The sequence below is a fragment of the uncultured Nitratireductor sp. genome (genome assembly GCF_913053745.1).
Lineage (GTDB): Bacteria > Pseudomonadota > Alphaproteobacteria > Rhizobiales > Rhizobiaceae > Nitratireductor.
In genome coordinates, this window is record NZ_CAJXGF010000137.1 from 1 (window position 1) to 11,482 (window position 11,482).

12 protein-coding genes and 1 other RNA gene are annotated in these 11,482 nt (G+C 61.6%); 5 read left to right on the plus strand and 8 right to left on the minus strand.

Translation table 11 applies throughout. The features are described from left to right. Window positions 1-44 precede the first annotated feature (44 nt). The 6 genes from QZ638_RS18515 to QZ638_RS18540 all read right to left on the minus strand — a co-directional run bounded on the left by QZ638_RS18515 (window position 45) and on the right by QZ638_RS18540 (window position 4,207). Window positions 45-230: a DUF2065 family protein gene (locus tag QZ638_RS18515; RefSeq protein ID WP_295813383.1), complete on the minus strand. Its 186-nt coding sequence runs from the start codon at window positions 228-230 to the stop codon at window positions 45-47. A 12-nt stretch (window positions 231-242) separates the two neighbouring features. Beyond that, on the minus strand, window positions 243-1,172 hold the full coding sequence (locus QZ638_RS18520; protein ID WP_295813384.1) for a protease modulator HflC: 930 nt from the start codon (window positions 1,170-1,172) through the stop codon (window positions 243-245). Then, complete coding sequence (hflK, locus tag QZ638_RS18525) at window positions 1,172-2,275, minus strand: FtsH protease activity modulator HflK (protein WP_295813385.1); 1,104 nt, start codon at window positions 2,273-2,275, stop codon at window positions 1,172-1,174. The genes QZ638_RS18520 and hflK overlap by 1 nt, the downstream gene beginning before the upstream one ends. A gap of 147 nt (window positions 2,276-2,422) precedes the next feature. Further along, complete coding sequence (locus QZ638_RS18530; protein WP_295813386.1) at window positions 2,423-2,917, minus strand: dihydrofolate reductase; 495 nt, start codon at window positions 2,915-2,917, stop codon at window positions 2,423-2,425. Window positions 2,918-2,930: 13 nt separating this feature from the next. Next, window positions 2,931-3,725 (minus strand): thymidylate synthase, encoded by a 795-nt coding sequence (locus QZ638_RS18535; RefSeq protein ID WP_295813387.1) that lies wholly within the window; start codon window positions 3,723-3,725, stop codon window positions 2,931-2,933. 170 nt (window positions 3,726-3,895) lie between these two features. Beyond that, window positions 3,896-4,207: a DUF2853 family protein gene (locus QZ638_RS18540; protein ID WP_295813388.1), complete on the minus strand. Its 312-nt coding sequence runs from the start codon at window positions 4,205-4,207 to the stop codon at window positions 3,896-3,898. 151 nt (window positions 4,208-4,358) lie between these two features. Here QZ638_RS18540 and ssrA point away from each other — a divergent pair. Beyond that, window positions 4,359-4,726: a transfer-messenger RNA gene (gene ssrA, locus QZ638_RS18545) on the plus strand. 104 nt (window positions 4,727-4,830) lie between these two features. Here the strand turns inward: ssrA and QZ638_RS18550 are convergent. Beyond that, entirely contained in the window at window positions 4,831-6,036 is a 1,206-nt protein-coding gene (locus QZ638_RS18550) for a multidrug effflux MFS transporter (protein WP_295813389.1), read from the minus strand. Window positions 6,037-6,223: 187 nt separating this feature from the next. On the opposite strand from QZ638_RS18550, the gene QZ638_RS18555 reads away from it, so the two are divergent. From QZ638_RS18555 to QZ638_RS18570, 4 genes are all read left to right on the plus strand, one after another. After that, a complete protein-coding gene (locus tag QZ638_RS18555; protein ID WP_295813390.1) occupies window positions 6,224-6,904 on the plus strand; it encodes a TetR/AcrR family transcriptional regulator in 681 nt (226 codons plus the stop codon). Window positions 6,905-6,990: 86 nt separating this feature from the next. Then, the gene (locus QZ638_RS18560; protein WP_295813391.1) at window positions 6,991-7,560 is read left to right on the plus strand and encodes an SspB family protein; all 570 of its coding nucleotides are present in this window, start codon (window positions 6,991-6,993) and stop codon (window positions 7,558-7,560) included. A 2-nt stretch (window positions 7,561-7,562) separates the two neighbouring features. Next, entirely contained in the window at window positions 7,563-7,760 is a 198-nt protein-coding gene (locus tag QZ638_RS18565) for a DUF4169 family protein (protein WP_295813392.1), read from the plus strand. Further along, the gene (locus QZ638_RS18570) at window positions 7,757-7,987 is read left to right on the plus strand and encodes a ribbon-helix-helix domain-containing protein (RefSeq protein ID WP_295813393.1); all 231 of its coding nucleotides are present in this window, start codon (window positions 7,757-7,759) and stop codon (window positions 7,985-7,987) included. Before QZ638_RS18565 ends, QZ638_RS18570 begins: the two co-directional genes overlap by 4 nt. Window positions 7,988-8,001: 14 nt before the next feature. On the opposite strand, the gene QZ638_RS18575 is transcribed toward QZ638_RS18570, so the two are convergent. Continuing rightward, window positions 8,002-11,482: AsmA-like C-terminal region-containing protein (locus QZ638_RS18575; protein WP_295813394.1), on the minus strand; the 3,481-nt coding region annotated here is incomplete at its 5' end.

Genomic DNA, 11,482 nt, shown 5'->3' on the forward strand with positions numbered 1-11,482 from the left:
GTTTACGGCCCGCACGGGATTTCCATGCGGGCCGTAAACTTGTTTCATCCTCGAACGAGCCAGACCAGGAACACCCCCAGAACCATGGCGGTGATGCCGGCAGTGCGCAACGCACTGTCCGGCATTTCCAGAACCTGCTCGGCAAGCCGCTTTGCCAGCCTCGGCATGCCTCCATAGACCAGGCCCTCGATAACGAGGACCAGGCCCAGGGCAGCGATGAACTCGCTCATACCGACCGCCGACTACTGGCCGGCGTTGGCGCCCTGCGCGGGCGGTGCCGACGAACGCACACCACCGCCCGTGGAATCGTTGAAGAAACGGAAGAACTCCGAATCCGGCGACAGCAGCATGGTGGTTCCGTTCGGGTCCAGAGCCTGCCGGTAGGCGTTCATGGAGCGGTAGAACTCGAAAAAGTCCTCATCGCGCGTGAAAGCCTCGGCGAAGATGGCGTTGCGCTCGGCTTCGCCTTCACCGCGCAGAATCTCCGATTCGCGCTGGGCAGCCGCCAAGATCTCGACGACCTCACGGTCGGCGCGGGCGCGAATGCGGGCTGCAGCCTCGCGGCCACGAGCGCGCAGCCGCTCGGCTTCGGCCAGACGCTCCGCCTTCATGCGGTCGTAAGTCTGTTGCGAGACTTCCGCTGTCAGGTCGGTCCGGCGGATGCGCACGTCCTCGATCTCAAGCCCGAGAGACGCCGCGGCGGGGCGCAGTTCCTCTGCCACTTCGCGCATCATCGACGCGCGCTCTTCCGAAAGGGCTGCCTCGAACCCGCGCAGACCGTAAACACGGCGCAGCGCAGCGTCGAGACGGGTGCGCAGGCGTTGTTCGGCCAGTGCCACACTGCCCGAGACCGTTTGACGGAAAACGCGTGGATCGTTGATCGAATAAGCGATGAACGCGTCCACCTCGTAGAACTTGCCGCCCGAAACCTGCACACGGATATCGTCGAGGTCGAAACGCATGATGCGGTCTTCGATGATCTGGACATTGTCCGCTTCGAGGAATGCGAAGGGCAGCTTGAAATAGAGGCCCGGCTCGGTTTTCACGTCGACGATCTCACCGAAACGAAGAACGATCGCCTGCTGACGCTCGTTGACGACGAAGATCGCCGAATACACCAGGAACAAGAGAACTGCGCCGATGACGACGAGAATGGGAAGACGGTTTGACATTAGTTGCTCCCTCCCGCAGTTCCACGCGGCTGTTGCGACTGCTGACGAAGTTCGGGCAATGGCAGATAGGGCACCACGCCGGAGCCCCCTTCCTGCTCGACGATCACCTTGTTCGAGCCCTGCAACACGTTTTCCATGGTTTCCAGGAAGAGGCGCTTGCGCGTCACCTCCGGGGCCTTGGCGTACTCGTCGTAGACGGAGACGAAGCGCTGCGCCTCACCTTCGGCTTCCTGAACGACACGGTTCTTGTAGGCGGCGGCTTCTTCACGGATCTGCGCGGCTTCACCACGCGCCTGACCGAGCTGCTGGTTGGAGTACTGATTCGACTCCTCCACGAAGCGGTCTTCGTCCTGCTCGGCACGCTGCACCTCGTCGAACGCATCGGCCACTTCGCGCGGCGGCGCGGCGTCCTCGATGGACAAGGCGTTGACCGTCAGCCCCGTGCCGTACTCGTCGAGCGCGGTCTGAATGGTCGTGCGCACATCTTCGGCGATGCCCTGACGGTCGTCGCGGAAAATATCCTGCGCCGGGCGCCGTCCCACAACCTCGCGCATGGCGCTTTCCGCCACCTGGCGCAAGGTCTCGTCGGGATCGGCGACGTTGAACAGGTAAGCGGACGGCTCGGCGACCTGATAGGCGACCGAAAACTTCACATCGACGATGTTCTGATCGCCAGAAAGCATAAGCCCGCTGGAGGCCCCGCCGCGCGTCTGGCCGATGTCGATCAGCCGCTCGGCCACGGACGCCTTTTCGACCGTTTCGATAGGCCACCAATGGAAGTGCAGACCGGGCTCGGAAAGCTCCGGCTTCGGCTTGCCGAAACGCAGTTCAACCGCCAGTTCGTCCGGCTGCACTGTGTAGACCGACTTGAACAGCCACAGACCGGCCAGCGCCAGAAGCACAAGGCCGATCATGGCCGGACTGACACCGCCACCGCCGGGCAACGCGTTTTTCAGCCGATCCTGTCCACGTTTGATGATCTCTTCCAGATCGGGTGGAGATCCCTGCGGTCCACTCGGCCCACGCGGTCCCTGATCCCAGGGCCCTCCGTTATTGCCGCCGCCCCAAGGGCCGCCTCCGCCACTTTGATTGTTCCAGGGCATTCTTGTTCCTTTTCTCGATCCGGGTTCCATCCCCCAGGGACGGCTCTCCCATCCGGTCAGTTATAGGTAGCGGCAAATCCCCTTTCAACGCGGCAGCCCGCCGCGTTCCCGCTCATTCGAGGAAAAAGAGAGCCTTGCCTTGCCTCTTCAGCGCCGTTCGTAGACCACATAGGTGGTGGCGTAAACGTCCTTTTGTCCGGCGGGCACGTCTTCGCGCGACACCGCTTCCCAAATTTCCGGGTCAATCGGGGGAAACATCGTATCGCCGTCAATCTCGGCATGCACATGCGTGACGTGCAGACGATCGGCCTTGTGCATCGCCTCGCGATAGATCTGTCCGCCGCCGATAACACAGATATCCGCCCCGGCTTCACCGGCTGTTGCAAGCGCCAACGCCACGTCGAGCGAAGAAGCGCACTCCGCTCCCTCCGCCGCGTAATCCGTCTGCCGCGTGACAACGATGTTGCGCCGCCCGGGTAGCGGCTTGCCAATGCTTTCCCAGGTTTTACGCCCCATGATGACGGGTTTGCCCATCGTGACGGCCTTGAACCGCTTCAGATCGGTCGATAGCCGCCACGGCAAACCGCCCTCGTGCCCGATCACGCCATTTTCAGCCATTGCAACAACCAGTTCGATGCCCATCGTGCCCTCCCGGTCAAACGGCGATCGGCGCGCGGATCGACGGATCCGCCACATAGCCGTCGAGACGGAAATCCTCGAAGCGGAAAGCGAACAGATCGGTCACCTCCGGATTGATCCACACGGTCGGCAGAGGCTTGGGCGCGCGCGTCAACTGTTCGCGCGCCTGGTCGAAATGGTTCGCATAAAGATGCGCGTCACCCAGCGTGTGCACGAAATCGCCGGCACGCAGCCCCGTCACCTGGGCGATCATCATGGTCAAAAGCGCATAGGAGGCGATGTTGAAGGGCACGCCGAGAAAAATATCAGCGGAGCGCTGGTAAAGCTGACAGGAGAGCCGCCCCTCGGCCACATGAAACTGAAACAGGCAGTGGCATGGCGGCAGCGCCATGGAATCGACCTCGGCCGGGTTCCAGGCCGAAACCACATGCCGTCGTGAATGAGGATTTTCGCGCAAGCTCTTCAGAAGATTCGCAATCTGGTCGATCTGCCGGCCGTCCGGAGCCGGCCAGGAGCGCCACTGCGCGCCATAGACGGGACCGAGATCCCCATTCTCGTCCGCCCACTCATCCCAGATCGAAACGCCGTTCTCTCTGAGGTAGCCGATATTCGTTTCTCCTTTCAGAAACCAGAGCAGTTCGTGAATGATCGAACGCAGATGCAATTTCTTGGTGGTAAGAACGGGAAAGCCCTCTCCCAGATCGAAGCGCATTTGGTGGCCGAACACGCCGCGCGTACCGGTTCCGGTCCTGTCGTCACGGTCGACGCCATTTTCGAGAACATGGGAAAGAAGGTCGAGATACTGGCGCATGAGGGTCCGATTCGGGCTGGAATTATGACGACATCATAGAGCAGCCACGGTACACGAAAAGTGTATCCCGACCGATTGCGCACGCCATCCACACACGCGCTTGTGCCTGCACAAATGAAAACGCCCCCTTCGAAACGAAGAGGGCGTCGGCAGTCGGTGTCAGGCCGGGATCAAAGGCTGGACAGCTTGCCCAGATGCTTCGCGGCCAGGTAGTAAAAGGTCACACGGCTCTTGGAATTGTCTCCGGACATGGTCTCGCAAACCTTCTCGATGACGGAATCGCACTTCGCGCCGTCCGTCTCGCCGAGCTTCTTCATGCACCAGCTGTCGCGCACACGGCCAAGCTCGCTGGGATCGCTGCACGAAACCAGAGACGAATCCCGGTTGCGCAACGCAATGCCAAGATGCTTGACGATTTTGTTGACGGTATCTTCGTCGGCGGTTGCATCGTATTTGCGGACATCCGCGAAATAATCGGCCATGACTTTTCCCTCATTTCAGACCGTGGGCCCGCTTCGACAAGGCCGGTCACCAACGCAACCTCAACGTTTGCCAAAGTTCTTCCCACACCGTGTAAGACATTCCGCAAAGCATGACGCTAAGTCAATGCCGAAACGGCTTTTCGCCAGAATCCCCCTTTTCTTGGCGCCGCCGTCTCACTATATTCGCACCGTCGGCTTGACCGACTATGGCGATAAACTGCCGATGTAATAAGCCATTCGGACCCGGGGGCAGTGCCCGGCGCCTCCACCAGAATCCGTCGCAGGGGATCGGCCCGAGGACGGCTTCTGATGGGGGCGAAACAGGATCGACGAGGGTGTAAAGATCGGACTTTCGCTCGGCATGATACCACCGTTATCGGGTCAACCTAGTAGTTGCAAACGACAACTATGCGGAGGCACGTCTCGCTGCTTAATGCAGTGCGACAGCTTCACATGAACTCCTAAGGGTTCGCACCTTTAGGCGGGGTTCGGAGGCACCTGGCAACAGAAGCCTCCACTTTCTTCCACGACAGCGCTATTCCCCGCCCCTTCATTTGCTGCCCGCAAAGAAAGAAGGGCGCGACGAGCGCACCCTTCTAAAATCCCAGGCCGGAGGGACAGCCTCACTCGGCGGGCGCCTCGGCGGTGCTCTCGTCGCGCCCCAGCGTCATCTGCGTCAGTGCCAGCGCCAGAACCGCACAGGCGGCAATGCTCGTCACCATCGGCAAAGGCGTACTGTCGAAAAAGATACCCGAGATCGCCATGGCCAGCGCCCCGGTGGCGAAATGCAAGGTGCCCATTAATGCGGACGCCGTACCGGCAATCGTGCCGTGATCGTCCATGCCAAGCACCGAGGTCGTCGGAATGACGAGGCCCAGGAAGCCGTAGCCGACAAAGAGAAAGACCGCCATCACCCAGAGCGACTGCAATCCGGAGGCCATTACCAGCAGCATGGCGACCATGGTCGTCGCATAGCACACGACCGCCACCCGCACGACGCGGCGCAGTCCATAGCGCTCCGTCAACCGGCCAGTGAGCTGAGACATGGTGAAAAAAGCAACCGCGTTGATGGAGAAGAACACGCTGTAGAGTGTCGGCGTCAGACCGTAGTGATCGATCAGCACGAAGGACGAACTCGACAGATAGACGAAGAAGCTGGAAATGCCGAAGCCGCCAATCAAGGTCAGCCCCATGAACTTCCGATCGCCCAGCAGAAAGCGATAACCGGCGAGCGCGCTGCGCAAGGAACTTCCCTGACGTTCTTCGGCAGGCCGCGTTTCGCGAAGCGCCGTCGCCAGCAGCAGGACGGCAAGCAACGCCGCTCCGGTCACCGACCAGAACACGGCGCGCCAGCCGAGCGTGGCGATGATCACGCTGCCCGTCAACGGCGCCAGAATGGGCGAAATCGAGAAAACCAGCATCAGAAGCGACATCAACCGGGCGGCCTCCGTTCCCGTGTGCAGATCGCGCACGACCGCGCGCGGCACCACCATGCCCGCAGACGCACCCAATCCCTGCAGGAAGCGAAACGCGATCAGCATCTCGATGCTGGTGGCCAGCGCAGAACCGATGCTGCCGATCACAAACAGGAACAAGCCCAGATAGAGCGGTGCCTTGCGACCGATCATATCGGAAATCGGTCCGACGACGATTTGCGCCAATCCCATGGACAGAAAGAACACAAGCAAAGACATCTGCACGGACACGGTACCGGCGTTCAGGTCGGCGCCAATGGAAGGCAGCGCTGGAAGATACATGTCGATCGCAAAGGGGCCCACGGCGGTGAGCACGCCGAGCACGAGCGCAATGCGCAAAAATCCCGTGGTCATGATTAGCACTTTCAAGAATGATGGTTGCCGCAGCGGGCGTCGAACGAAGGACGGGAGACCAAGGCGCGATCCGACATAACGGATCGGCGCATGACTCAGGAGGAAAGCCTAAGCTCTATTGACTATATTTTTGGACAGTCTTGTCTAATATGTCAATCACCTATATACATTTTCCATGTATTCAACAATGGCTACTGACACGCTCCCGACACGCGGACACGCCGCCAAGCGGTTGTCCATACTCGATGCCGGCGCCCGTGCTTTCTGCCGTGAAGGCTATGCAGGCGCGAACATCGACATGATCGCCGCCGAAGCCGGTGTCTCGCGGCAGACCGTCTACAACCATTATGGCGACAAGGACAAATTGTTCGCAGCCGTCGTCACCGAAATCACCCAGCGATGCAACGCCCGCAGTTTCGAGGTCCTGGCTTCGTTTCCGGATCAACCCACCGATCTTGAAAAAGAGCTCACCTGTTTTGCGGAGCGGCTCATAGTCAACTGCCTGTGCGACCAGGACGGAAAATTCCTTCGCAAACTGATTCAAAGAGAGGGCGAGCGTCATCCTCACCTGTTCGCGAGTTGGCGCAACGATGGTCCCGGCAAGGTCTGGTCGGCACTGGCTGCGCGCTTCGCCCGGCTTGCCTATGCGGGCTATCTCGACATGGAGAACCCCGACGTCGCCGCGCGACAATTTCTCGCTCTGGTGAATGCCGAACTGCAGATGCCCGCCCTCTTCGGCGAGAAACTGGAGAACGACCGCTTGCAGGAAACCGCCGCCTGCGCGGTCAAGACCTTCCTGCGGGCGTATCGCAAGCGGGAAATGCACACCAAGGAGCCGGCTCATCTGGAGTCGGCTTTACGTGGTTGACGCTGCGGAAGCCGGCTTTTGCCGGTTTACCTGAGCACAGTCCTTGATTAGAGGTAAGTCGAAGACTCACAAACCGGTTCGCGTGGATGGCCGAAGACCGCATAAGATACGATATTCTAGCCCAGGACGCATTGCGTGGCGTAATGCGCAAGGTGCTGGCTGAAGTTGCGCGCACCGGGCTTCCCGGCGAGCATCACTTCTTCATAACCTTTCTCACCAACGCTCCAGGCGTGCGTGTGTCGTCTCGCTTGCGCGAGCGTTACCCCGAACAGATGACAATCGTATTGCAGTATCAATACTGGGATTTGAAAGTCAGCGAGACCGGGTTCGAGGTCGGCTTATCGTTCGCTGATGTTCCCGAGATGCTGAGTGTGCCGTTCTCGGCGGTTCGCGGTTTTTACGACCCTTCGGTCAATTTCGAACTTGAGTTCGACGTGAAGTCCGAACAGGCGGAACCCACCGCCGAGATCACCGAGGTGCACGCGGAAGAAGAAGCGGGCGCGCCCAAAAAGCCGGCAACGAAAAAGAAACCCGCTAGGAAAGCGAAGAAAGACAAGGCCGAAGCGGAAGTCGAGGCCACCGATGAAGAGGAAGCCCCCGCCTCTGAGAACAAGGGCGCGGAAGTCGTTTCGCTCGATGCTTTCCGGAAGAAATGACGATGGGCGAGCTGGTCAATCTCCGGCAGCGCCGTAAACGTCGCGAGCGCGAAGAGAAAAAACAGCGTGCCGCCGAGAATCGCAGCCTCCATGGCCGCAGCAAAGTCGAGCGCGCGCAGCAGGAGAGTGCCAGAACGCGCTCGATCGCCCGGCTCGAGGCCCACAGATTGAGCGAAGACGGGAACGGCGGCCGGAAATGAGCGGGATCGCCAAGCGTTCGGTCAGCATCCGTGGCCACCGTACGAGCATTTCCCTTGAAAAACCGTTCCTCGAAGAGTTGGAAGCCATTGCCCGGCGACGGGGAATACCGCTTGCCGCGCTTATAGCGGAGGTGGATGCCAATCGCGCCGAGGAGAATAATCTCTCCTCCAAGCTCCGTCTTTGCGTGCTTCGCGATTTGAAGACCCGTCTTTCCGCCGCCTCCTGAAAGAGCCGCTCCGCTCAGTTCACGCTTTCACCGGTCCCAAGCAATTCGCGAAGCTGCTGCGGAGACAAATTCTTGGAGCGAAAGAACTCCGACACGGCATCGGGCGAATTCGCCCCTTCGGGCGCATCGAGCGGCGCACGCTCGATCCTGGAGGAACCGTCGCCGACGGAGTCTGGCGCGTTGCGCTGCGAACGCCGCAACGCTTCCGCGGCGCGTGCTGCCTCTTCTGCGGCACGGCGAGCTTCAGCTTCCTCCTCGGCCTTGCGGCGGGCTTCCTCTTCTTCCTGCTTCAGACGAAGCGCGCGTTCAAGCCTCTCGCGCTCCGCCTCCGCGCGCTCCCTTTCGGTCTGAAGGGCCGCGAAATAGCGTGTTTCGCGGCGCAAGCGCTGCTTTTCCAGAAGCACCGACTGCATGCGCTCGACACGCACCTGTTCGCGCTCCAAAGCCCGCTGGGTCAGATATTGCGCGAGCGGCCCCACGGAGAGTTTCGAGCCGACGAAACCGAATGGCCCCGAGGCGGCGACATCAACCCGCGGCTCCGCACCGACAACGGCTTCGGCACCGGGATCGAAAATCAGGGAACCGTCCGTTGCGATTTCCATGCGCTGCAGATCGGCCGACGCGGTTGTGGTAAGGACAGCGTCTTGCGTCTCAAGGCGCATCGGCGGGGTGCGCGCAACGCCGCCGGCCACGGTGAAGGCAAACTCCGTCTCGCCCACCGGAAAACGTCCGTTGCGGATCAGTTCCGGCGCGAATGCCTCCGTCTTCGCCGTGTCGATCTCATTGCCCAGCGCATCGGTCCGCTCAAGGATCTGCGCCAGCGCCTTCGGGTTCAGGCCAACAACGCTTAAATCGTTCAATGTGGCAGACCCCGAGCCCGTCAATGCGGAGGCCATGCCATTAACGGTCTTGCCGCTTGCGGTCACGCTGGCGCGTCCGCTCAAGCGTCCTTCGAGGCTGCCCTGTGGCATAAGCGCCTCGAGCGCGGTGTTCTCCAGACCGATTTGCGCCGACAAAAGTCCGGTTCCCGCATTGTTTTTCAGCGTGGCAAAACCGTCGATCGAGCCATCGAAAGCCGCAGCCTTCAAATCGGAAACCGCCAACCCTTCATCGTCGAGCTTCAGCTTCAGGCTGGCTTCCTGTCCCGCCGAAAGAAACCCGGCCCAAAGTGAATCCGTCCGCAAATCGAGGTCGGCCGAGAAAGGCAGATCGACATCGCTGCCGAAAGGTTCTTCCGGCCAGGCGCCACTCTCTTCCCCTGAAAGGACATTCGGCCCCAGGACAAGCTCGGCGGCAGGCGCAAGGTCGAAACGTGCCATGTCGAGCGCCCCGTCGATGCGTGGCTTGCCGCCATCCAGCGCGATATTCAGATCGCCGCTCACACCGCTGCCGACGACGGCGCCTTCCAGCCCCGAAAGCACGACGATCTTTTCACTCCATTCGAGCGCGGCGGCGAGCTCGACGGGCATGCCGAGCCCGAATCCCGGCAGAACGACGCCCCCTACGGCAAGCCACGGTTCGATGTCATTGCTTTCAAGCCGCACATCGCCGTCTAGAGCCGGGGTGGACAGCGCATTGGCCAGCGTCCCGTCGAACACGGCCTTGAGCCCCTCGCCCGTCACCGACGCCTCGGTCTCTATCGCATCGGTGAGCGAACCCTCGGCGGTCAATTCGAGCTTCGCCCCGCCAACAAGCCCAAGCGGCAGCGCAGGCAGTCCGGCAAGACCGTAGAGAACGGCTGCATCGTCATTGTCCGCTGTCAGCGAGAGCTTGAAATCGCCTCGAAGCAAATCCTCGCGAGGGCTGCGATCGGAAAACGACAGGCTCAGATCCGTTCCACCGGCAACGCCCTCCGCGCTGACCGCGATCCCGACCGTCCCGTCGTTGTTGTCGGCCGCACTCGCGACAAGATTGAGTTCGGCGTCCTCAAAAAGGCCGGGAAAGGCCTGGGCGCGGCCGGCTATGGCCCCGAAGACGCCGTTTTGGGGAAACCGGCCGGCGAGCGTGACCGCCAGGTCCGCCAGATCGGTCGACAGAACCGTTGCATCGATCTTGCCCGTCGGTGCCGTGGAGAAGTCGCGGAGCTGTCCGGTGGCGCTGAGCTGGGCGCCGGCGAACCCGCCAAGCGTCAACCGGTCGATTTCCAGAACGCCCTCGCGCAGCCGCAAAGCCGTATCGAGCGTGTCGGCTTGCAACCCCACCGCTGAAACCGGTCCAGCCTTCACATCGAGATCCACATCGTGACCGGAGAGCCTGTTCACACCGGCGTCGTTCACGAACAGCGACATGAAGGCACGAATGCCGTCGAGGTCGAGCGCCTCACCGTCGAGCGCCAGATCCAGCCAGGGCTTCGAGTCTTCCGGCTCCCGGCGTTCCATGCGTCCCTCGAAGCGGGCGCCGCCAAGGATAAGCTCCAGAGCCTCAAATGTCTGAACGCGGCGTGACAAGCTCACATCGCCGCTGAAACCCGCCGATGGGAGCCGGCGTATCGCATCGTCCACATCGCGCGAAATCCAGGCGGCAAAGCCCGATGGTTGAGCGATGGCGAGCAGCATGTGCCCGTCGAAAGCCAGCGCGTCCCGGGTGCTCAAAAGCCCGTTCGCCTCGAAACGCGTGCGTCCCGGAAGGGTTGCGGCTACCGAGGCGACAGACCAGCCACCCTCGGCCGGTTGGGCGCGCAGTTCGATGTTGCGGATCGTCGTGTCGCCGGCCACGATCGCCGGCAGGTTGATCGACACCTGACCGGGAATGGTGGGCGCAGGCAAGGCACGCATGAGAGACGAGAATGCCTCGAACCGCTCGCTGAGATCGAGGCCGGCAATGGAGCCGTCGGACGTCTCGTCTGGCTCGAAACGCAGTTGCGCTCCGTCGGCCGCGATCAGGAAGCGCGGCTCGACGCCAAGATTGAGGCTCGCCCTGCCCTCGGCCCGATACGGCGCATCCGCCGGTCCTGTCTCGAAACGGAAAGTGTCCACCGCCAACCGGTCGTGCCTGAGATCGAAACTGCCCGTCAGCCGATTGGTGGCAGCAGCCGTCGTCAATGACAATGGCCGCTCTTCATCCGCGCGCAGCGCCGCCATCGTCTCTTCGGAATAGGTGTTGAAGGAGAAGGTACCGTCGTAATAAGCGGCTCCGTCTTCGATCCGTGCCTGACCGTCGGCGGCAAGCTTGACCGGCACACCGTCGGGCAGCGCCTCGACACGCAACCGCATTCGACCGTCGTCGCCCGCCGATCCGGTGGAAACGGAAACGCGCATCGGCGCGCCGTCGACCGAGAGCGATCCACCGATCCGCCAAGGTCCCGCCAGGCTACGCGCCGAAAGCTCCGCCTCGATGCCGGAGACCTGGAGCACCTGCTCCTCGACCTCGTTGACCAGCGCCCGCTGCTCGTAGGCCGACAGGTTCCCGCGGCCGCGCACCAGCACGACCACCTGTTGCGGCTCCTCCTCGACGAAGAAGATCACGCCGGCATTGTGCTGGCCGAAATAGGAGAAC

Excerpts from the sequence above, each read along its gene's own strand:
- QZ638_RS18540 (WP_295813388.1), bottom strand. The coding sequence starts at position 4,207 with ATGGCCGATTATTTCGCGGATGTCCGCAAATACGATGCAACCGCCGAC.
- QZ638_RS18515 (WP_295813383.1), bottom strand. The coding sequence starts at position 230 with ATGAGCGAGTTCATCGCTGCCCTGGGCCTGGTCCTCGTTATCGAGGGC.
- QZ638_RS18550 (WP_295813389.1), bottom strand. The coding sequence starts at position 6,036 with ATGACCACGGGATTTTTGCGCATTGCGCTCGTGCTCGGCGTGCTCACC.
- hflK (WP_295813385.1), bottom strand. The coding sequence starts at position 2,275 with ATGCCCTGGAACAATCAAAGTGGCGGAGGCGGCCCTTGGGGCGGCGGC.
- QZ638_RS18535 (WP_295813387.1), bottom strand. The coding sequence starts at position 3,725 with ATGCGCCAGTATCTCGACCTTCTTTCCCATGTTCTCGAAAATGGCGTC.
- QZ638_RS18560 (WP_295813391.1), top strand. The coding sequence starts at position 6,991 with ATGGCCGAAGACCGCATAAGATACGATATTCTAGCCCAGGACGCATTG.
- QZ638_RS18520 (WP_295813384.1), bottom strand. The coding sequence starts at position 1,172 with ATGTCAAACCGTCTTCCCATTCTCGTCGTCATCGGCGCAGTTCTCTTG.
- QZ638_RS18565 (WP_295813392.1), top strand. The coding sequence starts at position 7,563 with ATGGGCGAGCTGGTCAATCTCCGGCAGCGCCGTAAACGTCGCGAGCGC.
- QZ638_RS18555 (WP_295813390.1), top strand. The coding sequence starts at position 6,224 with ATGGCTACTGACACGCTCCCGACACGCGGACACGCCGCCAAGCGGTTG.
- QZ638_RS18530 (WP_295813386.1), bottom strand. The coding sequence starts at position 2,917 with ATGGGCATCGAACTGGTTGTTGCAATGGCTGAAAATGGCGTGATCGGG.
- QZ638_RS18570 (WP_295813393.1), top strand. The coding sequence starts at position 7,757 with ATGAGCGGGATCGCCAAGCGTTCGGTCAGCATCCGTGGCCACCGTACG.